At 49.0% G+C, this 26,759-nt stretch carries 26 protein-coding genes; 21 read left to right on the top strand and 5 right to left on the bottom strand.

All coding sequences use genetic code 11. The features are described from left to right. The first annotated feature begins 12 nt into the window (after positions 1 to 12). The 5 genes from tolA to M0220_RS16410 all read left to right on the top strand — a co-directional run bounded on the left by tolA (position 13) and on the right by M0220_RS16410 (position 4,726). Positions 13 to 1,179, top strand: coding sequence for a cell envelope integrity protein TolA (gene tolA / locus M0220_RS16390; RefSeq protein WP_264018239.1), 1,167 nt, complete (start codon positions 13 to 15; stop codon positions 1,177 to 1,179). Continuing rightward, positions 1,179 to 2,465 carry a Tol-Pal system beta propeller repeat protein TolB gene (gene tolB, locus M0220_RS16395; protein ID WP_030072949.1) on the top strand — a complete coding sequence of 429 codons (1,287 nt, stop codon included), beginning with the start codon at positions 1,179 to 1,181 and terminating at the stop codon, positions 2,463 to 2,465. Before tolA ends, tolB begins: the two co-directional genes overlap by 1 nt. Before the next feature lie 46 nt (positions 2,466 to 2,511). Then, positions 2,512 to 3,057, top strand: coding sequence for a peptidoglycan-associated lipoprotein Pal (gene pal, locus M0220_RS16400; protein ID WP_030072951.1), 546 nt, complete (start codon positions 2,512 to 2,514; stop codon positions 3,055 to 3,057). Positions 3,058 to 3,140: 83 nt separating this feature from the next. Next, on the top strand, positions 3,141 to 3,932 hold the full coding sequence (gene ybgF, locus M0220_RS16405) for a tol-pal system protein YbgF (protein ID WP_264018240.1): 792 nt from the start codon (positions 3,141 to 3,143) through the stop codon (positions 3,930 to 3,932). A gap of 32 nt (positions 3,933 to 3,964) precedes the next feature. Beyond that, entirely contained in the window at positions 3,965 to 4,726 is a 762-nt protein-coding gene (locus M0220_RS16410) for a YciK family oxidoreductase (RefSeq protein WP_030072955.1), read from the top strand. Between the two features lie 154 nt (positions 4,727 to 4,880). Here the strand turns inward: M0220_RS16410 and M0220_RS16415 are convergent, their stop codons facing one another. Continuing rightward, positions 4,881 to 5,549: an HAD-IA family hydrolase gene (locus tag M0220_RS16415; protein ID WP_030072957.1), complete on the bottom strand. Its 669-nt coding sequence runs from the start codon at positions 5,547 to 5,549 to the stop codon at positions 4,881 to 4,883. Next, positions 5,550 to 6,293, bottom strand: coding sequence for a bifunctional 2-polyprenyl-6-hydroxyphenol methylase/3-demethylubiquinol 3-O-methyltransferase UbiG (gene ubiG / locus M0220_RS16420; RefSeq protein ID WP_030072959.1), 744 nt, complete (start codon positions 6,291 to 6,293; stop codon positions 5,550 to 5,552). Between the two features lie 165 nt (positions 6,294 to 6,458). On the opposite strand from ubiG, the gene M0220_RS16425 reads away from it, so the two are divergent. The 6 genes from M0220_RS16425 (at position 6,459) to M0220_RS16450 (ending at position 15,763) form a co-directional block, all read left to right on the top strand. After that, complete coding sequence (locus M0220_RS16425) at positions 6,459 to 7,751, top strand: nucleotide sugar dehydrogenase (RefSeq protein ID WP_264018242.1); 1,293 nt, start codon at positions 6,459 to 6,461, stop codon at positions 7,749 to 7,751. A gap of 9 nt (positions 7,752 to 7,760) precedes the next feature. Next, positions 7,761 to 8,609 (top strand): hypothetical protein, encoded by an 849-nt coding sequence (locus M0220_RS16430; RefSeq protein ID WP_030072962.1) that lies wholly within the window; start codon positions 7,761 to 7,763, stop codon positions 8,607 to 8,609. A gap of 82 nt (positions 8,610 to 8,691) precedes the next feature. After that, positions 8,692 to 10,545 (top strand): autotransporter assembly complex protein TamA, encoded by a 1,854-nt coding sequence (gene tamA, locus M0220_RS16435; protein ID WP_030072964.1) that lies wholly within the window; start codon positions 8,692 to 8,694, stop codon positions 10,543 to 10,545. A gap of 9 nt (positions 10,546 to 10,554) precedes the next feature. Beyond that, entirely contained in the window at positions 10,555 to 14,562 is a 4,008-nt protein-coding gene (tamB, locus tag M0220_RS16440) for an autotransporter assembly complex protein TamB (RefSeq protein WP_264018243.1), read from the top strand. Positions 14,563 to 14,571: 9 nt separating this feature from the next. Next, complete coding sequence (msrA, locus tag M0220_RS16445; protein WP_030072969.1) at positions 14,572 to 15,189, top strand: peptide-methionine (S)-S-oxide reductase MsrA; 618 nt, start codon at positions 14,572 to 14,574, stop codon at positions 15,187 to 15,189. Between the two features lie 43 nt (positions 15,190 to 15,232). After that, positions 15,233 to 15,763, top strand: a complete 531-nt coding sequence (locus M0220_RS16450; protein ID WP_264018244.1) for a c-type cytochrome — start codon at positions 15,233 to 15,235, stop codon at positions 15,761 to 15,763. Positions 15,764 to 15,822: 59 nt separating this feature from the next. Here M0220_RS16450 and can read toward each other — a convergent pair whose 3' ends face one another. Further along, complete coding sequence (gene can / locus M0220_RS16455; RefSeq protein WP_030072973.1) at positions 15,823 to 16,470, bottom strand: carbonate dehydratase; 648 nt, start codon at positions 16,468 to 16,470, stop codon at positions 15,823 to 15,825. A 171-nt stretch (positions 16,471 to 16,641) separates the two neighbouring features. Here can and gorA point away from each other — a divergent pair, with 171 nt between their 5' ends. The 4 genes from gorA to M0220_RS16475 all read left to right on the top strand — a co-directional run bounded on the left by gorA (position 16,642) and on the right by M0220_RS16475 (position 20,751). Next, the gene (gene gorA, locus M0220_RS16460; RefSeq protein ID WP_264018245.1) at positions 16,642 to 18,024 is read left to right on the top strand and encodes a glutathione-disulfide reductase; all 1,383 of its coding nucleotides are present in this window, start codon (positions 16,642 to 16,644) and stop codon (positions 18,022 to 18,024) included. 271 nt (positions 18,025 to 18,295) lie between these two features. Further along, positions 18,296 to 18,874, top strand: a complete 579-nt coding sequence (gene ectA / locus M0220_RS16465; protein WP_030072977.1) for a diaminobutyrate acetyltransferase — start codon at positions 18,296 to 18,298, stop codon at positions 18,872 to 18,874. Between the two features lie 114 nt (positions 18,875 to 18,988). Beyond that, positions 18,989 to 20,257 (top strand): diaminobutyrate--2-oxoglutarate transaminase, encoded by a 1,269-nt coding sequence (gene ectB / locus M0220_RS16470; protein ID WP_264018246.1) that lies wholly within the window; start codon positions 18,989 to 18,991, stop codon positions 20,255 to 20,257. Positions 20,258 to 20,358: 101 nt separating this feature from the next. Further along, on the top strand, positions 20,359 to 20,751 hold the full coding sequence (locus M0220_RS16475) for an ectoine synthase (protein WP_030072981.1): 393 nt from the start codon (positions 20,359 to 20,361) through the stop codon (positions 20,749 to 20,751). 118 nt (positions 20,752 to 20,869) lie between these two features. On the opposite strand, the gene M0220_RS16480 is transcribed toward M0220_RS16475, so the two are convergent. Beyond that, positions 20,870 to 21,406: a DUF3833 domain-containing protein gene (locus M0220_RS16480; protein ID WP_030072983.1), complete on the bottom strand. Its 537-nt coding sequence runs from the start codon at positions 21,404 to 21,406 to the stop codon at positions 20,870 to 20,872. A gap of 222 nt (positions 21,407 to 21,628) precedes the next feature. Between M0220_RS16480 and M0220_RS16485 the strand changes: the two genes are divergently transcribed. The 6 genes from M0220_RS16485 to yidD are packed head-to-tail and all read left to right on the top strand — an operon-like array spanning position 21,629 to position 26,302. After that, positions 21,629 to 22,465 carry an ATP-dependent zinc protease family protein gene (locus M0220_RS16485; RefSeq protein WP_030072984.1) on the top strand — a complete coding sequence of 279 codons (837 nt, stop codon included), beginning with the start codon at positions 21,629 to 21,631 and terminating at the stop codon, positions 22,463 to 22,465. 38 nt (positions 22,466 to 22,503) lie between these two features. Beyond that, positions 22,504 to 24,027: an inactive transglutaminase family protein gene (locus M0220_RS16490; RefSeq protein WP_030072986.1), complete on the top strand. Its 1,524-nt coding sequence runs from the start codon at positions 22,504 to 22,506 to the stop codon at positions 24,025 to 24,027. After that, complete coding sequence (locus M0220_RS16495) at positions 24,024 to 25,022, top strand: alpha-L-glutamate ligase-like protein (protein ID WP_264018247.1); 999 nt, start codon at positions 24,024 to 24,026, stop codon at positions 25,020 to 25,022. The genes M0220_RS16490 and M0220_RS16495 overlap by 4 nt, the downstream gene beginning before the upstream one ends. Positions 25,023 to 25,053: 31 nt before the next feature. Continuing rightward, positions 25,054 to 25,503, top strand: a complete 450-nt coding sequence (locus M0220_RS16500) for a transcriptional repressor (RefSeq protein WP_030072989.1) — start codon at positions 25,054 to 25,056, stop codon at positions 25,501 to 25,503. After that, positions 25,503 to 25,970, top strand: a complete 468-nt coding sequence (hisI, locus tag M0220_RS16505; protein ID WP_030072991.1) for a phosphoribosyl-AMP cyclohydrolase — start codon at positions 25,503 to 25,505, stop codon at positions 25,968 to 25,970. Before M0220_RS16500 ends, hisI begins: the two co-directional genes overlap by 1 nt. A 56-nt stretch (positions 25,971 to 26,026) precedes the next feature. Further along, positions 26,027 to 26,302 (top strand): membrane protein insertion efficiency factor YidD, encoded by a 276-nt coding sequence (gene yidD / locus M0220_RS16510; protein WP_232222383.1) that lies wholly within the window; start codon positions 26,027 to 26,029, stop codon positions 26,300 to 26,302. A gap of 30 nt (positions 26,303 to 26,332) precedes the next feature. Here yidD and M0220_RS16515 read toward each other — a convergent pair whose 3' ends face one another. After that, complete coding sequence (locus tag M0220_RS16515) at positions 26,333 to 26,752, bottom strand: SufE family protein (RefSeq protein ID WP_030072993.1); 420 nt, start codon at positions 26,750 to 26,752, stop codon at positions 26,333 to 26,335. Positions 26,753 to 26,759: the final 7 nt, after the last annotated feature.

Below are 26,759 nucleotides of genomic sequence, written 5' to 3' on the forward strand. Positions count from 1 at the left end.
GGTAGCGCGCAAATGGCAGTTAAACCACCACGTGACCCGCAGGATGTTGGCTATACTTGGCCTACCGTTCTAGCGGTTGCAGTGCATCTATTAGTAGTGTTTTTTAGTTTAGTGAGTTTGCCAAGCTCTACAACAGAACCAGACTCTTCGTCTATTGTGCAAGCTACCTTCGTCAGTACTGAGACATTTACCGATCAGGCCCAGCAGGCAACGGAGCAACAGGCTGCACTTAATAGTTCGAGTGAACCTGACGAAGCTGAACCAGCGCCTGAACCTGATACAAGTGAACAAGAAGCCTTACAACAGCAAGCCGATGAAGCTGCTGCGAGAGAAGAGGCTCAAGCGCAGGCAGAAGAGCAAGCACGCGAGCTTCAAGAGGCTCAAGCTCAGGCCGAAGCTGAAGCGCAGCGAAGGGCAGAAGAAGCCCAGCGTCTAGCCGAACAGCAAGAGGTAGAAGCTCAAGCTCGGGAAGACGCTCAACGTGAAGCTGAGGCAGAAGCCCAGCGCCAACGTGAGGCCGAGGCAGAAGCCCAGCGCCAGCGTGAAGCTGAGGCAGAAGCCCAGCGCCAACGTGAGGCCGAGGCAGAAGCCCAGCGCCAACGTGAAGCTGAGGCAGAAGCCCAGCGCCAACGTGAAGCCGAGGCAGAAGCCCAGCGCCAGCGTGAAGCCGAGGCAGAAGCCCAGCGCCAACGTGAAGCTGAGGCAGAAGCCCAGCGCCAGCGTGAAGCCGAGGCAGAAGCCCAGCGCCAACGTGAAGCCGAGGCAGAAGCCCAACGCCAGCGTGAAGCTGAGGCAGAAGCCCAACGCCAGCGTGAAGCCGAGGCAGCTAGACAGCGTCAGCTAGAAGGGGAAGCTCAGGCTGCCGCTAATGCACAGCAGGCTCAGCAAGCCGCGAATAGTTTTATTAATATTGTGCGTCGTGCGGTAGAGCAAGCATGGTTAATTCCAGCGGGAGCTAGTGACACGATGAGTGCTACGATTCAAGTAAGGCTTGGCCCGTCAGGAGAAGTCCTTTTAACCACTATCGCCTCATCAAGCGGTGATAGCGCCTTTGACCGATCTGCGATGCAGGCCGTAGAACACGCTGCACCGTTCAGCGAGCTGAGGGACTTGCCCGCAGAGCAGCAGCGCAATTTACGTCAATTTAATCTGCGATTTACCCCGGGGGATGTTCGCTGATGCAAACCATAAGCAAAGTATGGCTATTGTGTGTACTGCTTTTTGTGAGTAGTTACGCAAATGCAAACCTAACGATCGAGATAACACGAGGGAGTGATCAGGCCTTACCGATCGGTGTTGTACCCTTTGCAGGCGGCGACAATATGCCTGAAGACGTCGCTCAAATCATTCAGGATAATCTCGAACGCAGTGGCTTTTTTGCGCCCTTAGAACGCGATGCCATGTTTGATAGGCCAAACCAAGCGGATGACGTTGAATTTGGAACTTGGCGTTCGCTAGACGTGCGATATTTAGTGGTAGGTCGTGCGCAACAAACGGATAGCGGTTATCAGATTCAGTTTGAGCTAATGGATATTAGTGGGCAGCGTCGCATGATTAGTGAAACGGTTACTGCGAGCACAAATGATTTACGTGGAGCCGCACACTATATTAGTGATCAAATTTTTGAAGAGATCACCGATATCCGAGGAGCTTTCTCTACTCGGATTGCCTATGTCACCGCGCAAGGGCTTGGCGATAACATGCAATTTGGCCTGTATGTTGCCGATGCTGATGGGCGTAATAGCCAACAGATACTTACTTCAGACCAACCGATTATGTCGCCCGCTTGGTCTCCTGATGGTCGTAAGCTTGCTTATGTTTCTTTCGAAACAGAGCGCCCAGCGATCTATATTCAAGATGTCTCGACTGGTCAGCGGGTCCAGGCTACGTCTTTTGAAGGCATTAATGGCGCCCCAACATGGTCACCGGATGGCCGCCGCATCGCGATGTCATTGTCTAAAGATGGACAACCTGAAATTTATATTCTAGATATCAATAATCGCTCGGTAGAACGTATTACTCAAAATAGCAGTATTGATACCGAGCCCGCTTGGGCACCGGATGGGCGTAGCTTACTATTTACCTCTGACCGTAGCGGCGGACCACAAATTTATGAGTATTCACTAGGTAGCGGTGAGGCAAACCGCATAACGTTTACAGGCAACTATAATGCCCGCGCGCGTTACTCTCCTGATGGTGAGTACATCTTTTTGATTCACCGCTCTAGCCGTGGTTATCAAGTTGCACGGCAAGAACGTGATGGAGGACGCCTTGTTGTCATAAGTGAAACAACAAGAGATGAATCTCCTAGTGTTGCCCCGAACGGGACCATGGTAATCTTCGCTACCCAACAGGGTAGCAATGGGGTATTAAGTGCCGTTTCAGCGGATGGCCGCTCGTCATTTAGATTACCCGCAGCGCAGGGTGATGTCCGTGATCCCGCGTGGTCACCTTTTTTAAATTAATTGACGAAAAGTATTAATTTTTTGTTTTCAGGCAAGGAGTCTGATTATGCAACTCAAACCGTTGGCTCGCTCATTGGCAGTAGCGCTATCTATCGTAGTTATCGCTGGCTGTTCCAGCACCGGCGGCACCCAGGACGGTGATTCTTATGGAAGCCAGGATGGCAGCAGCATGGGGTCTAGTACCTCCGGTGCGGGCGCTGGTGGTCAGTATGGCTCCACATCTGGTTCAGGTGCCGGCTCTAATCAACAAGCAGACTCACGCATTCCAGAAGTACGCACCATCTATTTTGATTTTGACCGCGATACAATCAAAAGCGAGTACGAATCAGTAGTGATGGCCCATGCTCGCTACCTACGCGCCAACCCCAGCGCTCAAGTTGTTCTGCATGGTCACACCGACGAGCGTGGTACTCGCGAATACAACATGGCCCTTGGTGAGCGTCGTGCCGGAGCTGTTCAGCGTTTCTTGAATATTCAAGGCGTATCTCCTTCGCAAATGAGCGTGGTGAGCTACGGTGAAGAGCGCCCAGCCGCTAGTGGCCAAGGTGAGAGTGCCTACTCTCAAAACCGTCGCGTTGTCTTTAACTACTGATGGCATTGGTGTACCTAGTGCTGAACATTAAGTACGCGTTATTAGGCGCTAGGTACGCTAACTAAGTAATGATTGGAGTCATCATGAATCACAGTCTCAAACGTTATTTTGAGAGGCTGTGCGGTGCGGGAGCCATAGTGCTCCCGTTGTCCGTATTGCCCCTGACGGCCTTTGGTCAGCAGCCCCTCGTTCAAGATTTATCCAGCGGTTCGAGTGGCTTTTATCAGCAAACTCAACGTCAGGAATCATCTGGCGGAAACCTTGTATTGTTTAATCAAGTACAAGAGCATCAGAAGGAAATTCAGCAACTACGTGGCCAGATCGAAGAACTACGGCATCAGCTAGAGCAGCTTCGTCGACAATCCCAGCAACAGTACCTAGACATTGAAGATCGCTTAATGAATAGCGCTTCAAATCAAATTGAGCAATCCACACCGGAAGTAGAGCCAGAAGCAGCTGAGCAAGTAGTCAATGCTCCTTCTAGCCGTGACGTCAGTGAAGATGCTCAGGCTGACTATCAGGCGGCCTTCGCCCATGTTCAAGCACGTCAATTTGAAGATGCTATCGATGCGTTCAAAGCTTTTGTCAGCGATCATCCCGACAGTAGTTTGACGGCTAACGGTTATTACTGGCTGGGTGAGCTCTATGCGGCGGAAGGCGAACTTAGCGCAGCTGATGCGTCGTTTAGTCGCGTCATTGAGCAGTACAACGGTAGTAGCAAAGTGCCCGACGCGCTCTATAAACTGGGGTTAGTGAAAGCACGCCAAGGCGAGGCTGAACGCAGCCGTGAATTGCTGGAACAAGTACGTGATGATTATCCGCAGAGTAGCGCTGCAGGGCTTGCAAATGACTTTTTACGTCAGTCTGCAGGATAATATTGATTACACTTTCGCATCAAGGAAACCTCATGAGCTGCAAAATCGACTATCAACCAGCGTCCAATCTTTTGGAAAACCGCGTCGTGTTGGTAACCGGTGCGGGTGATGGTATTGGACGTGCTGCGGCACTTAGCTACGCCCGTCATGGGGCAACTGTAATACTGCTTGGCCGTACAATTGCAAAACTTGAACGTGTTTATGATGAAATTGAAGCAGAAGGTGGGCCTCAGCCCGCAATTTTTCCGCTCAATTTTGAAGGTGCAACGCTTAAAGACTTCCACGACATGGCTGAAACCCTAGATAAGGAATTTGGCCGTTTAGATGGGTTGCTTCATAACGCTGGCTTACTGGGAAGAATTACCCCTTTTGAGCAATACAACCCAGAGCTGTGGGAGCAAGTCATGCAGGTCAATATCAATGGACCTATTTGGATGACCCAAGCGTTGTTGCCACTGCTTCAGCAATCAAAAGATGCCTCTGTCATTTTCACTTCATCAAGCGTTGGGCGAAAAGGCCGAGCTTATTGGGGGGCGTACTCAGTGTCCAAGTTCGCCACTGAAGGCTTCGTGGAAGTGCTTGCTGACGAACTTGATAACCAGTCAACTGTAAGGGTTAACACCCTAAACCCAGGTGCAACACGTACTCAAATGCGTCGCACTGCTTATCCTGGTGAAGACCCTCTTACTCTGCGTACTCCCGAAGAGATAATGCCCACCTACTTATGGTTGATGGGTCCTGATAGTGCCGGCACCAGTGGTCAAAAATTTGATGCTCAACCACCACGTGCATGAGCGTACGCTTCCCATAGCTTTTTGACACACAGCTTTTTGATACACAGTTTTTTGATACACAGTTTTTTGATACATAGCTTTTTGATACATAGCTTTTGACGTGCCGCTTGTCGATGTTCTACGCATTTTCATCAAATAGCGTTTCCCAATAACCCTACCGATGAAAGGCCGTTAGGGCATCGACTAAGTCTTTACAGGTTTCAAACCATAAGTCAGCTGGCCACTGATGGTAATCGTCTTCCTCACTGATATACCCGTACCCAACTGCGACAGCCGTCATTCCCGCTGCTTTTGCCGCCTCAATATCACGGATATGGTCACCAACGTACCAACACGCTTGCGGCGCCACGTTAAGCCTGCGCGCAGCTTCCCACAGAGGTTCAGGGGCAGGTTTTTTAACCGCAAGATCATCCGCACATAAAAGCGCACCTGGCGTCAGTGCCAAGGCTTCAAGCAGTGGAAGGGTATAGCGCCGAGGCTTGTTCGTTACAATTCCCCATAAGCGTGATTCGGCATGCCAGCGGACGAGCCATTGATCAAGGGGTTCAAATAGTCGACTGTGGACAGCAACGGCCTGTTCGTAAGCATCTAGCAAATACTGGCGCGCTGTATCATGCTCAGTAGAACCACTTTCGATACCAATAGCCAGGGTAACTAAGGCGCTACCCCCATTAGATACTTGACCACGTATTTGGCTGTAAGGCAGTGATACCAGACCATGATGCCGTCTCAATGCATTTGTCGCTTCAGCAAGGTCTGGGGCTGTGTCAACGAGAGTTCCGTCTAGATCAAACAGTATGGCTTCAGGGAGAGACGTTGACATTTATTGACTCGCTTTACGGCAATACATCATATAGTTAACCGACACATCATTAGCTACTAAACGGTAGTGACGAGTTATGGGATTATATGTCAGCCCGGTTTGTTCGTTAATCTCAAGATCGGCAGCTCTTGCCCAAGCAGCCATCTCAGAAGGGCGTATAAATTTCGCATAATCATGGGTGCCACGGGGCAACAGTTTAAGCACGTACTCAGCACCTAAAATCGCAAAAGCATAGGATTTAGGGGTGCGATTTAAGGTCGAGAAGAAAATATATCCCCCTGGGCGAACCAGTTTACTGCAAGCGCGGATAACAGATGCCGGGTCTGGGACGTGCTCAAGCATTTCCATACAAGTGACAACATCATAATGCCCTGGCTTTTCTGCTGCTAAGGCTTCAACACTTATCAATCGATAATCTACTGTTACGCCACTTTCTGCAGCATGTAAACGAGCAACACTCAGAGGAGCATCTCCAAGATCAATGCCAGTAACGTTGGCCCCACGATGGGCCATAGACTCGCTTAAGATGCCGCCACCACATCCAACATCCACTACGCGTTTGCCGGCTAGCCCTGCGCGAGCGTCGATAAAATCAAGACGTAAAGGGTTAATCTCATGCAGTGGTTTAAATTCACCCTCTAAGTCCCACCAACGGCTAGCAAGTGCTTCAAATTTAGCAACTTCTGCTGCGTCGACATTGTCGTGGTTGCGATGAGTAGTGCTATCCTGAGATATCGCTTGCATATTCTGACTCCCGTCGTCGTTATGTTGGCATGAAGGTGGCATCCAACCAGCCGTTCAGTATGATGTCATTCTAACCACTCCTGGAGCACAACGCATGAAAAGGAACGCGACATGATTTTTAACCTTCTACTTTCGCGGCTTTTATCTTCTCAGGGAGCGTAATGAATGCAAGTGTTACTCCATGGTAGTGAATTAAGTGCCGCCACCGCCGCCGCTGCATTAGCCTGGGTGGGACATCAAGTTGAGTGGTTGCCTCATAAGAGCGCACCATGGTCAGCGCTTTCAAAGGCAGACTGGCTACGCCGCGAACCCGAATTAATGACTCATATTGATCAGGCGATAGCGGGCGGAACACTTAAGATTATTGACACTCCGGATCAGGCAAGTTCCCCTGATATTGTGTGGCTGGCACTTTCTCCAGACCAGCGTCCAGCGGCTAAACAGCTGCTCAAAATACCTATTTTTGAACACCATCCCGGTGCGGTCTTAATTAATAATTCTACTTTTCCTGTAGGAGAGACAGAAAAGCTGCATGCGCTTATGGGAGCTCAGCACAGTAGTGTTGCTTTACCCGACACGCTTGAAGAAGGACGAGCTTGGATAGCATTTACTCGCCCCACACGTTGGCTTTTGGGCTGTGATGATGCCGTCGGTGAGCAAGTGGCACGTGAACTTTTGCGCGCTTTTAATCGTCGCAATGATGTATTTCAGCGCATGCCCTGTAGAGCTGCTGAGCTCACTAAGCTAGCTATTAATGGCATGTTGGCAACACGCATCAGCTATATGAACGAAATTGCAGGACTGGCAGACACGTTGGGCGTAGACGTTGAGCATGTGCGTCGTGGTATGGGAGCGGACACACGTATTGGCTATGAGTATTTATATCCTGGCTGTGGCTTTGGTGGCCCTAATTTCTCTCGCGATCTGATGCGCTTAGCGGACGTTCAGTCTGCCAGCGGTCGTAATTCGGCGTTATTAGAGCAAGTAATGGACATTAATGAGCAGAAAAAAGAGACCTTGTTCAGGAAATTATGGACATTCTTTGAGGGAGATTTAGCAGGCAAAACGGTTGCTATATGGGGGGCTGCTTTTAAACCTGGCACCACTCGAATCGATCATGCGCCAGTACTCACGCTTCTTGCCGCTTTATGGGCACAAGGAGTAAAGGTAAACCTTCATGATCCAGCGGCAACCCCAGCGCTTCATGAAGCAGTAGGCCAGCGAAACGATCTAACTACGTTTACCAGTGATCCTTACCAAGCATGTGAAGGTGCAGATGTACTGATGTTAGTAACTGAGTGGAAATCTTATTGGAACCCAGACTGGCATCGTTTAGCCTCATTATTGAGCGCTAAGTTAGTATTGGATGGGCGTAATATCTATGATCCAGCCTTCGTAGCTAGCTGTGGCTTAAGGTATAGAGGAATTGGTCGCCGTGCCGACCCTACAACGCATTGAGGAAAAAACATGCCCAATAGCACTGGGTCTTCTCGCATTGTTCCCGATGTGGATCAAAGCTTGACTGCACAACACTTGCGTCATCGCAAGGGGCCTACATTGTGGCCATTGTGGCTATTTATAGTGCTTATCATTATTTCATTAGGTGCCGCAGGGGTAGGTCTTTGGTATGAAAGAGAACGTTTACTAGAGGAGGTTCATCGAGTAAGTGGAGAAGTATCAAACCTACATGCAAGGCTGGACTCAGGTGACACGGATACGCAAGATGCGATAGCCTTTGTACAAGCTCAAATGACAACACTGTTCCAAGAACAGGAGATGCTGGCTGTCGCAGTAACGGACACTCGTGAAGAACTGTATGGGCTTTTAACGTCTAACGAAGAGCTTGTAAATAACGATGCGCTCAGCAGTATTGCAGAGCGTATCAACCAATTAGAAGAGCAGGCAGCACTGCGTGACCAACAACTCGCTGCCATTAGGACGTCGCTTGATGCACTTGAGCAAGCTGGTATTGCTGGGCGCCAAAACCTAGCCGAAGAGGTTACTTACCTCGAAGAGGTGCTATCACAGCGCTTAGCAGCTACTTCAAGCCGATTAGAAGACATTGAGCAGTTGGAAAATGAGAGCACTGAATTGGTAACAAAAGTTACCGCATGGCAAGAAGAGATTGATCAGCGCTTTAGTGAGGTAAACTCAACACTTGAGACTCTAAGCAGTACTGACACTCCAGCAACTGTGGAAGCTCTAGAAGCGCTTGAGCAACAATGGGCACAACAGCTTAACACCTTAGAGAGTGATATCCGTCAAGTGCGGCAAGCTCAGCTGGCATTTAGTGCCCAAATGGAGATGCTCCGCTAGAAATGAAACGCTAGGAATTGTCTGTTATGGGGCAATTGGTAATAAAGCCACCGAGTCGCTGATTTGGTTAGGGATGAACTGCATGGAAAGTAAACGGCGATGGCCTACCGTCAAAAAAGCGACTTGTGGGGTGGTTTTACCACTTTTTATAACGTGGGCCGCTCCCGGATGGGCGCTTAATGCCTCCATCAATGGTGTCAGCAGTGAAGTGGAAGCTAATATTGATGCGTATTTACAAAATATTGATGAGGGCCAGTACACCGATGTCAGGTTAGAAGGTGAAATACGTAAACGTACGCGAGAAGCGATGCGTGTTTTCGGCTATTACGAACCTGACATTACAGTTGACGTTGAAAGCTCTCCCATCACGCTTCGCATTGAACCTGGTTCACAGGTCAAAATCGACGTGCTGTCTATCAATATCGCCGGCGAAGCAAGAGATGACCCGCCCTTTCAGGAAGCGCTCGACGCATTTCCCTTAGCGGAGGGAGATACATTACGCCATGCACCCTGGGATCGCCTGCGTAATCAATTTTCAGGCTTAGCGCTGGAACGTGGCTATTTTGATTGGGGGTTCACCGACCGCCGTATGGAAATAAGGCCATATCTTGAAAGTGCGCGCCTCTATATGGATTTCGATAGTGGACCACGTTATCAATTTGGCAATACGTTTATTTCAGGCAGTCATATTGAGCCTGAACGCTTGCATAAAATGCAGACCTTTGCGGAAGGGGAGCCTTATCTAGCGGAATCAGTAGCACTTTATAATCAACGCTTAGCCGAGACAGGTTGGTTTAGCTCGGTAACGGTTCGACCACGCTTAGAAACAGCACGTGAGCTGGCCCTATCACCGCCAACAGGTGGCTCGCCGTGGTGGGATGAGGCAACGGCGTCGCAGCCTAAGCGCCCCCGACTTTCTAGTGCTGCGTTCGCAAGTGCACTAAGTGTTACTCAGCGCGACGATACACGCCTACCTATTGACGTAAGTGTAGAGCCTGCTGACCGTCATCAATTCGAAGTGGGGGTTGGCTTTGCTACCGATGTAGGGCCACGTTTGCGCTTTGGTTGGCAACAACCATGGATTAATCGTTTTGGTCATAGCTTAAATCATGATTTATATATTTCAGCACCCGACCAACGTTTTACAGGTAACTACAATATTCCGCTAGACGATCCCTTACGTGATAGCTACCGGCTGCAGTATGGCCTGCGCAACCTAGATGATGGCGATACTCAGTCGTTAGAAGGCACCGTAGAAATCGCGAGGCGCTGGGAATTTGAAAACCGCTGGGTACAAACACTTTACTTCCGTAGCACCTTCGAAGACTTTACCCAAGGTGGGGTATCCGATGAAGTGTTGCTCTTTTATCCAGGCATTCAATGGTCACGCACAAGAACGCGTCCGCAGCGGTTCCCCCTATGGGGAGACCGACAACAGCTATCAATCGAATATTCAGACCCTCTATGGGGATCTGACGCACAATTTACACGTTTAACAGGCGATACCGAATGGATCCGAACCATCGGCAATGACAACCGTTTTTCAGCAAGACTAAGCATTGGCGCTATTGAAACAGATAATTTCGATAAACTGCCTCCATCGCTACGCTTTTTTGCAGGCGGTGACCGAAGTGTTCGGGGTTACTCTTACGAAAGCCTATCCCCGCGAAATGAAGAAGGGCGCTTACGTGGTGGCCAACAAATGTTGACCTCGACATTCGAGTACCAGCGCAGAGTCTCTGGGGATTGGTGGGGAGCCACTTTTATTGATAGCGGTGACGCCTTCGATAACTGGGGCCCTGAGGAGTTGAAAACAGGCGCAGGGCTTGGCGTACGCTGGATCTCACCAGTCGGGCCTATTCGACTAGACGTAGCACATCCCTTTGACGATGAAGATGATTGGCGCCTGCATTTTTCCATCGGACCGGAATTCTAGGAGAGCACTTTGGCTAAGGTTGCAACAGCGGCATCTACTAAGCGTCAACCGCTCTCAGTTCAACATCGCTTTGGATTATTACTGTGGAGTTTAGTGCGGCTAGTTATTGTACTGCCACTATGGTTATTTGGTTTGATTGCGCTACTGCTCGGCGTTGCGCTTTCGCCCTGGGGTACTGGCCAGCTATTCTCTCAGGGCGAGCAGCGAGGCTATTTCACCTATGAACATCAAGCAGGCGCACTGCTTGATCACTTTGAATTGCAAGGTTTTCAGCTGTCGCTTGGTGAGACACGAATCAACGTTGACAGCCTAACGCTAGCCTGGGCTGAAGATTGTGTGCTGTCAGGTAAGCTGTGCCTGGACAAATTTCATCTAGAAGGTGCGGATATTCGTTTGGGCGAGAGCACCGAATCGGCGCCAGAATCAACTGAATCGGAAGGGATGCCTAGCATCCAACTTCCTTTTCCTATTGAACTACGCTCGGTTGAGTTGAATAACGTTCAGCTGCAGCTGGCTGACGGAACACGTATCGGCTGGGAATCGTTTTCAACCGCAATGACTGCACAGCAGCATCTTGTTAATGTCGCGCCCACCACGCTCATGCGTCCAACACTCTATTTACCTACCTCTGCTGGCACTCAACTGACTGAAGGTATCCAAACGCCGTTACATGCATCTGGCATTGATGGTGCTATTAAGTCTACCCAGCCTATCAAAGCAGAATCTGATGAAGCGTCCGAAGCATTGGCCGCACGGGAACGAATTGAACTACCCGAGATAGTGCTACCTATTGATATCGACTTAGCATCTCTTACCGTGGCCGACGTCATTATCAGCGGATCAGTTGATTACCAAGTCGAACGATTAGCTGTCGTTGCTAGTGCAGAGGGTAGCCAAATAAACCTCCGCTCGTTAGAGTTGCTTACGCCTGATGCTGAGGCCAATTTAACAGCCAGTGCTACATTATCAGGCAGTTATCCGCTAGATGCCCAATTAACGTCAACCTTGTTTTTACCCGAGATATTTCCTGAGCTAAGTGGCGAAGAGCTTGTTCTCGAGCTATCGGGATCACTAGAAGCGCTTACAGCCAATTTAGAAGCATCCGGTGTCGTTGATGCGTCACTGGAGGCTCAAGTTGATGCGTTAGCGCCGACGCTACCCTTCGATTTACGACTACAGAGTAGCCGCCTGCAGTGGCCACTCACCCAGCCTAATAGTGATGAGTCAACGGCAGAGCCCTATATTGCTGAAGATATAGATATCATTGCCAGTGGCAGTTTGGAGGCGTACCAAACGACGCTTTCCTTGAACGCTCAAGGTCCTCAAGTACCAGCCACCACTATCCGACTCAGTGGCGACGGCGATCTTTCATCATTCCGTTGGACGCCGCTAACCCTAGCGATTGATGACAGTTCACTTAGCAGTGAAGGGGAAGTTAACTGGGCTTCGACACTTCGGGTTGACACCACCATCAAGCTGGAGCAGTTCGACCCTTCACACTTTATCGAACAACTTAACGGCAATCTCAATGGTAATATTACGGCTAGCGTGCGCCAAACCGGTGACCTGTGGGAAGTCAGTCTACCGGTGCTTGATATTGACGGGCAGCTTCAGGAGTATCCTTTAACATTACAGGCCGTTTTAGAGGCTAACAGTGCTCTCGAAGTTGATATTCAAGAACTTCTTTTCACTCAAGGAGACAACCGATTAACGGCCTCTGGCCAGATGAGTGAGCAAGCAATGTCGCTAGATACCGAGATTGCATTGCGACAATTACAGACGCTGCATCCAGATTTGGCGGGTACATTAACGGGTAATATTCTCGCTAGGGGTAGCTTTAGTCAACCTCGAGTGGAAGCCGAATTGACTGGTCGTGATTTACAGTTTGCCGAAAACCGGATTGACGCCTTATCACTGACCAGCAATATCGACGGGATCGAAGACCCGTCGCTAGACATTGACCTTGGCTTGCAGCAAGTCAGTGCAAGTGGTCAGGCATTTTCAAATATTGCCCTGGAGCTTAACGGTCGTTTATCACAGCATGCAATGACTGTCAGTGTCGACGGCCAAGCCGATAACATGCTAAGCCGTGCATTTGTCTCTTTAGAGGGAGGTTTTGATCAGCAAGCACAGCAGTATCAGGGTCAGCTCACACCGCTGGAAGTTGACTCCGAGTTTGGCAATCTACGTTTAGAAGCCCCCCTTGATATTCGTTACAGCCTTGCTGACGGCCAAGCACAGCTTTCACCTTTTTGTATACGTCGCGAAGAAGGAGGGATCGTTTGTTCGGAAGAACCGATTAGCGCATCGGCTGACCAAGGACGAGCGGTACTGAGCATTAGAGAAGTACCAATGGAAGCAGTGGAGCCGGTACTGCCAGAAGCGTGGAGCTTAGAAGGTGACACGACGGCAGACATCGTTGCAGCTTGGCGCCAGGGCGGAACACAGTGGCAGGCGGATGTTCAAGTATTAAGTGAGTTGGCGATTACTGCGGTTAACGATTACGGCCAGCCAGTACAGCTTCCCGTGATTCGTTTGGATACACAGCTGGAAGCCAACCAAGCTCAGGCCGATGCCAATATTTTGCTGTCGTTTGAAGAAGCAGGTGAACTTACCCTTGATCTTACTGTTAGCGACCCCCTTGGCAGTGGTGGTTTAAATGGCGAGCTACGAGCCCAGCAAGTTTCTTTAACCCCATATCGTCCATTAGTGGTAGGCATGGATCGCTTAGAAGGCGATTTAAATGGCAGTATACAGATTTCTGGAACAACCAATCAGCCAGACTTACAAGGTCAGCTTGCACTTCGTAACCTAAGCGTTCATGGTCCAGATATTCCTATCGATATCAAAGATGGCGAGCTGGTCGTTGCATTTGATGGTGAGCAAGGCGACATAAATGGGTTTGTTGCTGCTGAACGTGGCCGCTTAAATATCACCGGGGATGCCTACTGGCCCGCGGGTGACGATTGGCGTATTGGGGTCGATGTTAATGCTATCCAAGAGCCATTATTAATCGTGCTGCCACAGTTTGGACGTTTAGAAGCAGCGCCTGATATTCGTATCCGGGTAACGCCAGATCGCCTGCAAGTGCGAGGTAATGTGGATTTACCGTGGGCGCGCTTGGAGGTTGGTGATCTTCCTGCTTCGGCTGTTAGTCCAAGCTCTGATGAAGTCATTATCACGGAACGTGACGACCAAGAAGCTGAGCGGCTAGCCCAGCAACGGGCAACGAATGGTGAGCCAAGTGCTGCTGACGAATTATCACAGTCAGGCATGGCCCTTGATGTGCTCATTACTCTAACGTTAGGCCGTGATATGCAGATCTCAGCATATGGGCTTAATTCTGGCTTAGGTGGTACGTTAGAAATTCGTCAAGACAGTGGGGCACTTCAGCTATTTGGTGATGTCAACCTAGTTGATGGGCGTTTTCAAGCCTTTGGTCAAGACCTTTTGATCCGTAGGGGGCAGCTCATTTTCAGTGGCCCTCCGGGGCTTCCAATTCTCGATTTCGAAGCAATTCGCAATCCAGATATCACCGAAGATGAAGTTATTGCCGGTCTTCGGGTCAGTGGTAATGCAGAAGAACCCAACGTATTAATTTTTTCTGAACCAGGTATGGATGAAACTCGAGCGCTGTCATATTTATTAAGAGGGCGTGCACCCGATGCGTCTGGTGGGGGGATTGATAGTGCGCTGACGACTGCGCTAATTGGGATGTCACTCGGCCGAACGGGGGGCGCTGTTGGCTCTATTGGGGAAGCATTCGGTATTAGCGATTTAACGTTAGATACCACAGGTGCAGGTGATAATAGCCAAGTAGCACTTACTGGGCAGTTAACCGATGATATTCGCATTAGCTATGGCGTCGGCATTTTCTCTCCTATCGCAGAATTAACACTTCGCTATACCCTTTGGCGTAACTTGTACGTTCAAGCAGTATCGGGCGCTAACCAAGCAGTTGACTTAATTTATACCTTCACTCGTTCAGGTGACCCTACTATTTTTCCACGGCAGTAAGAGGGCGTTATGACGCTATTTTCTAAAGCAAGTTCAGCACCACTTGGCCGCTTAACGCCGATTGAAACGAGTCATACACATACCGTTAACGGACATTCACTTCATCCTCCTTTTCCAGCAGGGTATGAAGAAATCGTGTTAGGAATGGGATGCTTTTGGGGAGTTGAGCGTCTATTTTGGCAAGTGCCAGGGGTTTATGTTACCGCTGCAGGCTATGCCGGAGGCGAAACACAAAACCCCACTTATCAAGAAACCTGTACGGGCCAAACCGGTCATACCGAAGTCGTCAGGGTAGTCTACGACCCAAGCACCACTGCTCTAGAAACACTGTTGCAAATTTTTTGGGAACAACACGACCCTACTCAAGGGAATCGTCAAGGCAACGATGTGGGTAGCCAATACCGTTCGGCTATTTTTACGACAACAGCTGCACAATTAATTGCCGCTGAAAAAAGCGCCGACGCCTATCAAAAAGCTCTTGATAGTGCGGGGCGTGGTGCGATTACCACCGAGATCAAACCCCTGGACGTTTTTTATTATGCGGAAGCTTATCACCAGCAGTATTTGGACAAGAATCCTAATGGATACTGTGGTCTCAAAGGTACCGGCGTCACGTGCCCAATTTAATCGTGGTGAAATCGGCAAAATAACCCATCACAAGGTCATTAACATGCCACACACATTTAAACGCCTATGGCTCATACCTTCGGTGTGGTTCGTGGTTATCTCTGGTGGCATTGCTACCGATGCTATGGCAGAAGAAATGGTAGCCGAAAATACTGTGCCGCCGATGCCACAAACGATTGAAGACAGCCCCTTTGCAAGTGAGAGAGAAGCCGTTATTTGGCGCCAAGACGAGCTGAAGGAGTTAGAAAGGCTTCTTCGTCAGCTGCGTTTTGACTTGGTCAATAACCAAGATGCGCGCGGGGCTGCTCCACGTCTAGTAATGCTCCAAGAGCGAGCTACCCAAGCACATTTTTTACCCGCGTTTATCGTCGGCACTCATGGGCGCGGATCTGATGCCCGTCCAGAAATTTGGGAAGAGTGGGAAGATTTTGCTGAGGGCTTCACAGATCTTGAGCAAAAAGTGGAAACGCTAGTGGATGCCGCCGAGCAAGAGGATTATCGCGCGGCCACGCAAGCATTTTCGGATGTTGGTTTGAGCTGTAAAAGCTGTCATCGCGCCTATCGCTATAACTAGCCGGGGGGGGGAGTTATAACTAATAGAGATAGACCTCACAGAGATAGACGCGGCTATTGTCAGTCGCTTTGCTGAAGGCGGTCGATACGGTAAAGGGTTTCAACCTGTTCCAGACCAGTTATGGTGCAATTGAGATCCTTTACTCGGCCATCGCTTAACCCGTAAACCCAGCCGTGAACTGAGATATCTTGGCCCCTTTGCCATGCGCGTTGTAAGATTTTAGTCCGGCATAGGCTATTAACCTGAGCTTTAACGTTCAATTCGCACATGCGATTGATTTGATCTTCAAGTGGGAGATGCTCAAGCGCATCGCGATGGCGATTATATTGTTCGCGAACCGAGTGAAGCCAATAGTCCACCACGCCGCACTCACCACCAGTCACTGCTGCTTTAATACCACCGCAACCATAATGCCCCACAATCATTATGTGACTAACGTGAAGTACATCCACCGCATATTGGACAACAGACAAGGCATTCATGTCGGTATGATGGAGAAGGTTAGCGACGTTACGGTGGACAAACACTTCGCCCGGTGGAAGTGCGATTATCTGATTAGCGGGCACACGACTATCTGAACAACCAATCCATAAATAGTCAGGGTTCTGTTGGTTAGAAAGGCGCTTGAAATATTCCGGGTCTTCATCGCACATACGCTCAGCCCAGGCACGATTATTATCCAGGAGCGTCGCAATAGGGTTTGACATTGAATCTCCGCTACAGGTTAAAAGCTGTTAGGTTCAAGATAGAGCACACTAGGTTACAGAGAGAGCGTTTTTAACCTTCTCAGAATCTAAGGTCAATCTTTGTGCTTAGTGCTCGTTAGTGCTAAGCAGATGATGGCAAGTATATGCAGTGGTTTAGGACAGGAGTAGCACATGTCGGAAAATGCGCAATATGAATTCGATTTACTGGTGATAGGAGCAGGTTCAGGCGGTGTTCGCGCTGCGCGAATGGCCGCTGCAGCAGGAGCCAGAGTCGCCATAGCAGAAGATCGTTACTTAGGCGGCACGTGTGTCAATGTCGGCTGTGTTCCAAAAAAGCTTTACTCTTATGCTGCCCATTTTCACGATAGTTTTGATGATGCTGAAGGCTTTGGTTGGCATTTACCAGGTCCTGCAACATTTGAATGGTCCGTTTTACGTGACAATAAAACCAGCGAAATAAAAAGATTAAATGGCATTTATCAACGGATGTTGGAAGGCGCTGGAGTGATGTTATTAAATGCCAGAGCAACGGTAACGGGGCCGCACACCGTTGCGTTGACTTCGGAAGAGGGTGTTAACCAGGTCACCGCGCAAAAGATACTACTCGCCACGGGTGGCTGGCCATGGGTTCCTGACTTTCCTGGCAGTGAACACACCGTCACTTCTAACCAAATATTTGACCTAGATGCATTTCCAGAGCGCTTTTTGGTTTTAGGTGGTGGCTATATTGCAGTCGAGTTTGCAAGTATTTTTAACGGCCTCGGTAGCGATACTCACTTGATTTATCGGGGCGACTTGTTTCTGAAGGGCTTTGATGAGGAAGTTCGAGCGTTTACTCGCGATGAAATGATTAAAAAGGGTGTCAACCTCCATTTCAATACTAATATTGAGCGTATTGAACCGCATGGTTCTGCGTTTAAGGTGTATTTAACTAACGGTGAGTGCCAAGAAGTAGATGCCGTTTTAGCCGCAACAGGACGTAATGCCAATACGCAGGGACTGGGCCTTGAAGCGTTAGGAATTCACCTCGACAGCAGTGGAAAAATCCCTGTCAACGAGCGTTATGAGACGGCGATTCCTTCCATTTTGGCGCTTGGCGATTTAACTCAAGGGCCTGAATTAACCCCTGTCGCTTTAGCCGAAGCAATGCAACTAGTGGACATCCACTACACAAAGACACTGCCCAAACCACTGGACTACGCCACTATTCCTACCGCTATTTTTTGCCATCCTAACATCGGAACCGTAGGGCTATCTGAGGAGGCTGCCAGAAAAAAAATTGGCAACATACGCGTCTATTGTACGAATTTCAAAGCAATGAAACACACGTTGTCAGGTAGCCAAGAACGAACCCTAATGAAATTGATTGTGGATGATGCGTCGGATGTTGTCGTAGGGGCGCATATGGTAGGGGATGAGGCTGGTGAATTAATACAAGGGATTGCAATTGCGGTCAGGGCTGGTCTTACAAAAGAAGATTTTGATCGCACCATCGGTATCCATCCAACAGGCGCAGAAGAGTTTGTCACAATGAGAACACCTGCACGCAATTGATATTTTAGCAACACTATTTATGGCGAGCCTTAGCTCGCCTTTTTTTATCTCGCACTATGGCAGGTTGATCTAAACTCCTTCAGTACGACTGTTTTCTATCACCAGTAATTTTTACCGCAACTGTTTTTTTACCCCCCTAGCCTTTCGGCATACCACACGGCGTTTGATAACCAAAAATTATGGAAAACGTAAGGATGGATAATATGATTTTTGAATTGCTCATAATCAGCTGTTATAATGATTCTCAAATTCGCTACAGCGAAGCATAACCATGAGTACGCCAATAACACCTTTTACCCCTTCTGCGGATCTTGCACGCCCGACAGTTGCAGATGCTGTCGTGGGTCATGCGTCTACGCCGCTATTTATTCGTAAGCCAAATGCAGATGATGGCTGGGGCGTTTATGAATTAATCAAAGCATGCCCACCACTTGATGTTAACTCTGCTTATGCCTATCTATTGCTGGCAACTCAGTTTCGTGACACCTGTGCCGTTGCGACAAATGAAGAGGGCGAAATAGTAGGTTTTGTATCTGGTTATGTGAAAGACAACGCACCAGACACCTACTTCTTATGGCAAGTTGCCGTTGGTGAGAAAGCGCGTGGTACAGGCCTAGCACGCCGTTTAGTTGAAGCTATCATGTCGCGTCCAGAACTCGACAATGTGCATCACCTAGAAACCACCATCACACCAGATAACCAGGCTTCATGGGGGTTGTTTCGCCGTCTAGCAGCACGTTGGCAAGCCCCATTAAACAGCCGAGAATATTTCTCTACCGAACAGCTAGGTGGAGAACATGATCCAGAAAATCTAGTTCGTATAGGTCCATTTCAAACTGACAGCATGTAACAAAGCTGATCAGCTCAACTCAACTATTCCCGCTGACCCACATTTTGAATAGATTCTGCTATTTCTGCCAGTTTGTCTCACGCTTGGCTCAATGATTAAAAAAGGAGGTCGTTAATGCAGACCCAGACGCTTGAACGCATGGAATCCAACGTACGTACTTATTCGCGCTCATTTCCCGTTGTGTTTACGAAAGCCCAGAATGCTCGTTTAACTGACGAGAATGGACGTGAGTACATTGATTTCCTAGCCGGCGCCGGTACGCTTAATTACGGTCATAATAACCCGCATCTCAAACAAGCGATGATTGACTATCTGTCTACAGATGGCATCGTGCATGGTTTGGATATGTGGACCGCAGCAAAACGTGATTATTTAGAGACCTTAGAAGAAGTTGTCTTCAAACCACGCGGCTTAGATTACAAAGTACATCTACCTGGGCCAACAGGGACTAACGCAGTCGAAGCGGCCATCCGATTGGCCCGTGTTGCTAAAGGTCGCCATAATATTGTGACCTTCACCAACGGCTTCCACGGCGTTACTATGGGCGCATTAGCGACTACGGGTAACCGTAAGTTCCGTGAAGCAACTGGCGGCATTCCCACCCAGGGCGCAAGTTTTCTACCCTTTGATGGCTATATGGGTGAACACGCAGATACGCTAGACTACTTTGAAAAACTGCTTAATGATAAGTCTGGCGGGCTAGATATTCCCGCGGGCGTTATTGTTGAAACCGTGCAAGGCGAGGGCGGTATTAACGTGGCAGGTCTTGAGTGGCTCAAACGCCTAGAAGGTATTTGCCACGCCCACGACATTTTATTAATCGTTGATGACATCCAGGCGGGTTGTGGCCGTACAGGTAAATTCTTTAGTTTCGAACATGCCGGTATTACGCCAGATATCATCACCAATTCGAAATCTCTTTCTGGTTTTGGGCTACCTTTTGCCCACGTATTGATGCGCCCTGAACTAGATAAATGGAAGCCCGGTCAATACAACGGCACTTTCCGTGGCTTCAGTTTGGCGATGGTAACTGCCACCGCTGCACTTAAAAAATATTGGTCAAACGACATCTTTGAGCGTGATATTCAGCGTAAAGCGCGTATCGTTGAAGAACGTTTCCAGAAGCTAGCGGCCTTACTTAGTGATAACGGCATGCCGGCAACCGAGCGTGGCCGCGGCCTTATGCGTGGTATTGATGTTGTCTCAGGTGATATTGCTGACAAGATCACCAGCAAAGCGTTTGAGCATGGGCTCATTATTGAAACCAGCGGCCAAGATGGCGAAGTAGTGAAGTGCCTATGTCCGCTAACAATTAGTGATGAAGATCTACTGGAAGCACTGGATATTCTTGAAGCGTCGGTTAATGCTGTTATCCAAGAGTAATGCAGTTTTAGGCTACTTTTTCAGTCACTTGAATAAGTAGCATCGATTCAGTACTGGGCCGTTGAGCGACTCAGCTAAACGCCTCACTATGGAGTACTTCTATGATCGTTCGCAATATTGAAGAAGCACGCAAAACGGATCGTTTGGTAACCGCAGAAAATGGCAACTGGGATAGTACGCGCCTAGTGCTTGCCAATGATGGCGGAAACTTCTCGTTCCACATTACTCGTATCTTTGAAGGTACTGAGACTCATATTCATTACAAGCATCACTACGAATCCGTATACTGCATCGAAGGTGAAGGCGAAGTAGAGACGTTGGCAGATGGTAAAATCTGGCCAATCAAGCCAGGCGATATTTATATCCTGGACCAGCATGATGAACATCTGCTGCGTGCGCACAAAACGATGCATTTAGCATGTGTGTTTACGCCACCTATTACTGGCAATGAAGTACATCAGGAAGACGGTTCTTACGCACCTGCAAGTGAATAAAACCTCAATTAGATTAATGGCTTATAAAAACAGCCTGCTTAACTAGCAGGCTGTTTTTTTGATCAACAATTGAGACAAGGTTGATGGAGAGCAAGTAAAAGGTCGCTAAGTTGGTCGCTTAAGGAACAATCTGCTCAAAAACCAGCGTGATTTCTCCTAATGTAAGGCCAAATTTACGCATGGCAGTCCGATTAATTAAACGCCCATCAGGCTGTAAGTACATCCAATCATCCATGGTAAAACGAATAGTGCGACCACTGACTTCAATATCAAGCGGATAGCGCATATGAAAGGCATGCCCATACTGACGAGCATCTACTTGGCCCTCCACATCATTAGCCGTGCCAATCCAGTGGTGATCGTCAACACGCTCAAATACCCAGACCCGACGATCTGTTTCACCATCCGCAAACACAAAGGCTTCATCAAGCGTTAGCGTGTTGTTTTCATAAGTACCAACAATATCGACTGTAAAACGGCGCTGTACTTCACCAGAGTAGTCTTGCACCATGCCCCAGGCCCGGGTGTCACCAGTGAAGTACTCAGCGATATCTAAACGGGGCGTTGTGCTGGCATAATTTTCGATGTCGACATTGGCACAGCCTGCTAGTACAAACGCAGTGGCAATATAGATAAGCTTGCGCATGCTAATCATTATAAATCCCTTACATAGAGAATGGTTTTCGTATAGCTATTGTAGGAGAAAAAAGTGAAGCAAAGTACCAACAGCGTATAAAATTGTCTTCATCGTAGTTCGCATAATATATATTATGTTAAATCGGTAAATAAAGGTATCAAAACGCCATGCTCAGGTTGGACAATACAATGTCCTTCTCCTTATCATTCCTTCTCTTATTGTTTAAGGATATCTCTCGTTATGCGCTCAGGTGTATTGTGGCTAATGGCTGGTTTGTCGCTTTCGTTTGCAGGCTGTGCTGTGACGCCGCCAGAAACGAATGAACCACCGCCATTAAGCGAAGCGTCATTTAACACTCGTATCCTTGAGCTTGAAACCTCTCTTACCAGGCAGTGTGCTTCCTCTTCGGCCTTGCATGAGCAACAGCTCAGCCAACAGCAGGGTTTAACGGCTGATGTTCGCGAAGTTGGCAGCTTGCTGCGCAATTTGCGTCAAGACGTGGCCAACCTCCAAGCACGGGGTGAAGAACCGGTTATTGTTCGCGAAGAGTGTGATATTGATCCCACTCATGACACCAAAACTCTGCTCGGCCGCAGTGAATGGGTTGGGCTGCCCAGTATTGGCACTTATTTGAAAGCACGGGTTGATTCCGGTGCAAACACATCCTCTCTATCAGCATCGGATATTACCCGCTTTGAGCGTGATGGTGAAAACTGGGTGCGTTTTAAACTGGCACTTAATGACGATGACGTGGTGGTAGATCGTGTTCGCGATGAGTGGATTGAAGCTCCTATTGTTCGCCGCGTGCGTATTGTGCAAGCGTCAGGTGAAGAATCTCGTCCGGTAATCTCACTGTTAATGACCCTAGGCCCGATACGCGAAAATGTTGAGTTCACGCTTAATGACCGTTCTCATCTGGACTATCCAGTGCTATTAGGACGGCGATTTATGATGGATATTGCCACTATCGATGTGGCTCAAACGTATCTCTACGAACGCCCAGAATTCCCGGGTGGTGAACCCGCCGATCAAGCCGCTGAAGATGAAGCCGCTGATCAGGACGACACTGAAGAATAACAGCTCTCCCCCGCCGTTTTTCGCTGAAAGGAATCATGATGTCACGGTTGCCGTTTTATTTGATTGTAGGATTACTATTGCTGGTTGGCATTGCGGCCAGTGTGCATCGACACATTCAATTCGAAATTCCTTGGCTGCCTGGTGAACAGCGCCAAGTGTGGGAAATTGAAGCGGTTATCAACTTTAATGCCCAAAACGGTCCTGTCCAGGTTGACTTGGCGCTACCTTCTCATCAGGCCGGCTACCGGGTTTTAACGGAAAACACCGCTTCCTCAGGTTATGGGCTTGCCTATAAAGCGGATGAATTAGGTCGCCAGGCTGAATGGACGATTCGGGAGGCAGCTGGTAGTCAACAGCTTTACTATTCCGTCCAAATGCTCGTTTCGCCTGATGCACGTTCGCCGGTACAAACGCCGCCAGAATTATCAACTATACCTCCTTGGGAGAGCCCTTATGACACAGCGGCCAGCCAGCTCATTGATAGAGCTTGGTCACGCAGTGCCAATAATGCCACCTTTGCCAGAGAGTTGATTTTAGATATCAATAGTGAAAGACAAGGTGAAAACGCGCGGCTGCTTTTGACACAAGAGCAGCCTTCGGCACTGATTGTGCGCTTGTTAAATCAAGCCGGTGTGCAAGCAAGAGAAGTTAGTGGGCTGTTGATGGAAGATGGCCGTCGACGCCAAACCCTGAGCAGCTGGATTCAGGTGTTCGATGAAGCTGCTGAATCGTGGACACTATTTAACCCTGCCACTGGAGAACAAGGAAAGCCAGATAACTTGCTGCTTTGGGAAACGGGTGGTCGTGCTGTTCTAGAGGTTCAAGGCGGCACCAATTCTCGCGTCACTTTTTCTATGCTGACGCACTATCAGCCTGCCTCTGCTGCGGTTCGTAATCACTATTCCGACGACACGCTACTGAACTTCTCTATCCATAGCCTTCCTTTGGAAGAGCAAGCGCTTTTCCAAACGATTCTACTGATTCCCATTGGCGCACTGGTAGTGGTGTTCTTGCGAGTGCTAGTTGGGGTGAAAACGTCGGGCACATTTATGCCGGTGCTTATTGCATTAGCATTTATTCAAACGACGCTGCTGACTGGCTTGATAGGGTTTCTGCTCATCGTGGCGATGGGACTGATTATTCGCAACTACCTCTCCTACCTTAATTTACTTTTGGTAGCGAGGGTTTCAGCGGTCATCATTACCGTCATAGCAATTATCTCAATTTTCACTGTCATTGCTTATCGTATGGGCCTAAGCGCGGGGTTAACCGTCACTTTTTTCCCGATGATTATTCTAGCGTGGACGATTGAGCGGATGTCGATTCTTTGGGAAGAGGAAGGGCCAAAGCAGGTATTGATTCAAGGTGGGGGCAGTCTTTTAACGGCTGTATTAGCGTTCCTCGCGATGAACAACCCCTGGATCCGTCATATCACCTTCAATTTCCTTGGTGTTCAGTTCATTCTGATGGCGCTGATCTTATTGTTAGGTAATTACACCGGTTATCGTCTATTAGAGTTACGTCGCTTTAAGCCCATTACCGATGAAGAGAAATCCTCATGAGTTGGCTAAAGAACTGGACGTGGCCCTCTCGGCTCAGAGATAAGGGAATTATCGGCATGAACCGGCGAAACATTCGCTACATTGGCCGCTATAATTCACGTCGCCTGTACCCACTTGTTGATGATAAGTTGAAAACCAAGCTGATTGCTCAACGCTACGGCATCACGACACCTGAGCTCATCGGTACGGTAACAACTCAGTTTGGTGTGAAACATATCGATGAGATGCTGAGTGGCCACTCAGGCTTTGTGATCAAGCCAGCCAAAGGCAGTGGCGGCAAAGGAATCCTCGTTATAGAGAAAGTACACGAGGGTGCCTTTATCAAGCCCAGCGGTGTCAGCTTGACGATTGAAGACATTGAGCGCCACGTTTCGAACATACTTTCTGGGCTGTACTCACTAGGCGGCTCACCAGATGTCGCGGTCATCGAAACACTGATCAATTTTGATGAAAGCTTGATGGCTTATACCTACGAAGGTGTACCAGACATCCGTGTCATTGTGTTTAAAGGCTACCCCGTCATGGCGATGATGCGGCTTTCTACTGCCGCCTCAGATGGTAAGGCCAACCTTCACCAAGGTGCTGTTGGGGTGGGTTTAAACATTGCGACAGGGGCGGCATTGCGCGGCGTACAGTTTGATAGGCCCTGTTATAGCCACCCTGATACAGGCCACGATTTAGCAAGCTTGGTCGTGCCTCAGTGGGACACCCTACTTCACCTTGCCGCTAGCTGCTACGAGATGACTGGGCTTGGCTACCTAGGTACCGACATGGTACTTGATCGTCAGCATGGCCCTATGCTGCTAGAGCTTAATGCACGCCCAGGTCTTGCTATTCAAATGACAAACGGTGAAGGGCTGAGGCGTCGGCTCGATCTAATCGAACAACAGCCAGACGGTGTTCCTGTTGCTAAGCGGGTGACGTTTGCACAACATCATTTCGCCCGACAAAGTGAGCTCGTCGAAACCCCTGACACGCCTTCGGTAACGGCGTAGACTACGCCTAAGACGTTCAACGAGTTACCTAATGACAGAAGCTAATACGCTATTACAACAAGCGGAGTCTCAGTGCCATACCCGTGGCGTCAGGTTTACGCCTATTCGTCGCAGGGTGTTGGAACTGATTGCGGAAAATGGTGGCGGCTTAAAAGCATATGATTTGCTAGATCAACTATCTACTGAGCATGCTGCTGCCCGCCCTCCAACCGTTTATCGCGCTCTCGATTTTCTGATTGAGCAAGGCCTAGTACATCGCATTGAGTCTCAGAATGCTTATGTGGCCTGCGCCTGCCCCGAGCATGTCCACGGCTTTCAACTATTGATTTGTCGCAAATGCGGTTATGTTGAAGAGCTTCACTTAGATGAAATAAGTGACCAGCTGGCCGCGTTAGCTAAGCATCAAGGGTTTAATGTCGAGCGTCAAACCATAGAGCTTCAAGGCTTGTGTCAACAATGTCGAACTGCGAGTAATGAGTGATGTCCCGTTTTGATCAATTACCTCCTGGTGATCTCTTCAAGGCATTGGAAGTTGCCAGCCCTTCTGATGATCTGCCCCAGATAAATGCCTTGTTAGATGCCGTACGATTTAATGAAGGCGGATTGCTTCCTGCCATCGCCCAACAGTTTGATTCAGGCGAAGTGCTAATGATGGCATGGATGAACCGCGAGGCACTCGAAGAAACGCTAACCACTCAGCGTGTTTGCTACTACTCCCGTTCGCGTCAAAAGCTGTGGCGTAAAGGTGAAACCTCTGGCCAGCAGCAGCAACTAAAAAGCGCTGCGCTTGACTGTGATGGCGACACGCTGCTACTCCAAGTTGACCAAACGGGTCCCGCCTGTCACACCGGCCGACGCAGTTGCTTCTACGTATCGCTTAGTAATGAGCACGCAGCGATTACCAGTGAACCGCTTATCGATCCAGCGACCCTTTACGGCAAAAAATAGTGTTACGCCTGCTAACGTTAATAAAGCACTGGACTTTGAACACACTTTCATTGGTGATGATAGGCTTTATTAAAGTCTACCAATACACTATTAGCCCACTGCTGGGGCCTCGCTGCCGATTCTGGCCTAGCTGCTCTTCCTATACCGTTGAAGCCATCCAAGTACATGGCCCTTTTAAAGGGGGCTGGATGGCGATAAAACGCATTATAAAGTGTCACCCAGGCAGCGCTGGCGGTATTGACCCGGTTCCCGGCGGTAGAAGCGAACGATTATGCCAGGAAGATCCCGACCTAGCCGAGGCGCCGTGCTCAACCTGCAATCACCGGCGCTGATATACCTCAAGTCGATTGTTCTTTAGCTTTTTATTCTGGCTGCTTTGCCACTTGGTAAATACGCTCCAACATGGCATGTAAGCCGTTGCTGCGGGTCGGTGATAAGTGCTTATCTAAGCCTAAATCTTTCAAGAAGTGTGGCTGGGTATGATTAATCTCATCGGGTGTGCGATCGCTATAGATTCTCAGCAGCAGCGCAATTAAGCCAGACACGATGGCAGCATCTGAGGTTGCCTTGAAGACCAGCTTGTCGCCCTTCTCTTCATGACACATCCATACGTTGGATTGACAGCCTTGAATCTTAAACTCCTCGGTTCGCTGCTCCTCGGGGAAGTCAGGCAGTTGCTTCCCCATATCGATGATGTATTGATAACGATCCATCCAGTTATCAAAAATTTCAAACTCTTCGACCAACTCTTGCTGGGCCAGCTCAGCGCCTGAAGTTGCCATGGCGTTA

It is taken from the genome of Halomonas qinghailakensis (genome assembly GCF_025820815.1).
In the GTDB taxonomy this organism is placed as follows: Bacteria; Pseudomonadota; Gammaproteobacteria; order Pseudomonadales; family Halomonadaceae; genus Vreelandella; species Vreelandella qaidamensis.

Bases quoted from the DNA above. Each gene is read 5' to 3' on its own strand.
- tolA (WP_264018239.1), top strand. From the start codon at position 13: ATGGCAGTTAAACCACCACGTGACCCGCAGGATGTTGGCTATACTTGG.
- tolB (WP_030072949.1), top strand. From the start codon at position 1,179: ATGCAAACCATAAGCAAAGTATGGCTATTGTGTGTACTGCTTTTTGTG.
- pal (WP_030072951.1), top strand. From the start codon at position 2,512: ATGCAACTCAAACCGTTGGCTCGCTCATTGGCAGTAGCGCTATCTATC.
- ybgF (WP_264018240.1), top strand. From the start codon at position 3,141: ATGAATCACAGTCTCAAACGTTATTTTGAGAGGCTGTGCGGTGCGGGA.
- M0220_RS16410 (WP_030072955.1), top strand. From the start codon at position 3,965: ATGAGCTGCAAAATCGACTATCAACCAGCGTCCAATCTTTTGGAAAAC.
- M0220_RS16415 (WP_030072957.1), bottom strand. From the start codon at position 5,549: ATGTCAACGTCTCTCCCTGAAGCCATACTGTTTGATCTAGACGGAACT.
- ubiG (WP_030072959.1), bottom strand. From the start codon at position 6,293: ATGCAAGCGATATCTCAGGATAGCACTACTCATCGCAACCACGACAAT.
- M0220_RS16425 (WP_264018242.1), top strand. From the start codon at position 6,459: ATGCAAGTGTTACTCCATGGTAGTGAATTAAGTGCCGCCACCGCCGCC.
- M0220_RS16430 (WP_030072962.1), top strand. From the start codon at position 7,761: ATGCCCAATAGCACTGGGTCTTCTCGCATTGTTCCCGATGTGGATCAA.
- tamA (WP_030072964.1), top strand. From the start codon at position 8,692: ATGGAAAGTAAACGGCGATGGCCTACCGTCAAAAAAGCGACTTGTGGG.
- msrA (WP_030072969.1), top strand. From the start codon at position 14,572: ATGACGCTATTTTCTAAAGCAAGTTCAGCACCACTTGGCCGCTTAACG.
- M0220_RS16450 (WP_264018244.1), top strand. From the start codon at position 15,233: ATGCCACACACATTTAAACGCCTATGGCTCATACCTTCGGTGTGGTTC.
- can (WP_030072973.1), bottom strand. From the start codon at position 16,470: ATGTCAAACCCTATTGCGACGCTCCTGGATAATAATCGTGCCTGGGCT.
- gorA (WP_264018245.1), top strand. From the start codon at position 16,642: ATGTCGGAAAATGCGCAATATGAATTCGATTTACTGGTGATAGGAGCA.
- ectA (WP_030072977.1), top strand. From the start codon at position 18,296: ATGAGTACGCCAATAACACCTTTTACCCCTTCTGCGGATCTTGCACGC.
- ectB (WP_264018246.1), top strand. From the start codon at position 18,989: ATGCAGACCCAGACGCTTGAACGCATGGAATCCAACGTACGTACTTAT.
- M0220_RS16475 (WP_030072981.1), top strand. From the start codon at position 20,359: ATGATCGTTCGCAATATTGAAGAAGCACGCAAAACGGATCGTTTGGTA.
- M0220_RS16480 (WP_030072983.1), bottom strand. From the start codon at position 21,406: ATGATTAGCATGCGCAAGCTTATCTATATTGCCACTGCGTTTGTACTA.
- M0220_RS16485 (WP_030072984.1), top strand. From the start codon at position 21,629: ATGCGCTCAGGTGTATTGTGGCTAATGGCTGGTTTGTCGCTTTCGTTT.
- M0220_RS16490 (WP_030072986.1), top strand. From the start codon at position 22,504: ATGTCACGGTTGCCGTTTTATTTGATTGTAGGATTACTATTGCTGGTT.
- M0220_RS16495 (WP_264018247.1), top strand. From the start codon at position 24,024: ATGAGTTGGCTAAAGAACTGGACGTGGCCCTCTCGGCTCAGAGATAAG.
- M0220_RS16500 (WP_030072989.1), top strand. From the start codon at position 25,054: ATGACAGAAGCTAATACGCTATTACAACAAGCGGAGTCTCAGTGCCAT.
- hisI (WP_030072991.1), top strand. From the start codon at position 25,503: ATGTCCCGTTTTGATCAATTACCTCCTGGTGATCTCTTCAAGGCATTG.
- yidD (WP_232222383.1), top strand. From the start codon at position 26,027: ATGATAGGCTTTATTAAAGTCTACCAATACACTATTAGCCCACTGCTG.
- M0220_RS16515 (WP_030072993.1), bottom strand. From the start codon at position 26,752: ATGGCAACTTCAGGCGCTGAGCTGGCCCAGCAAGAGTTGGTCGAAGAG.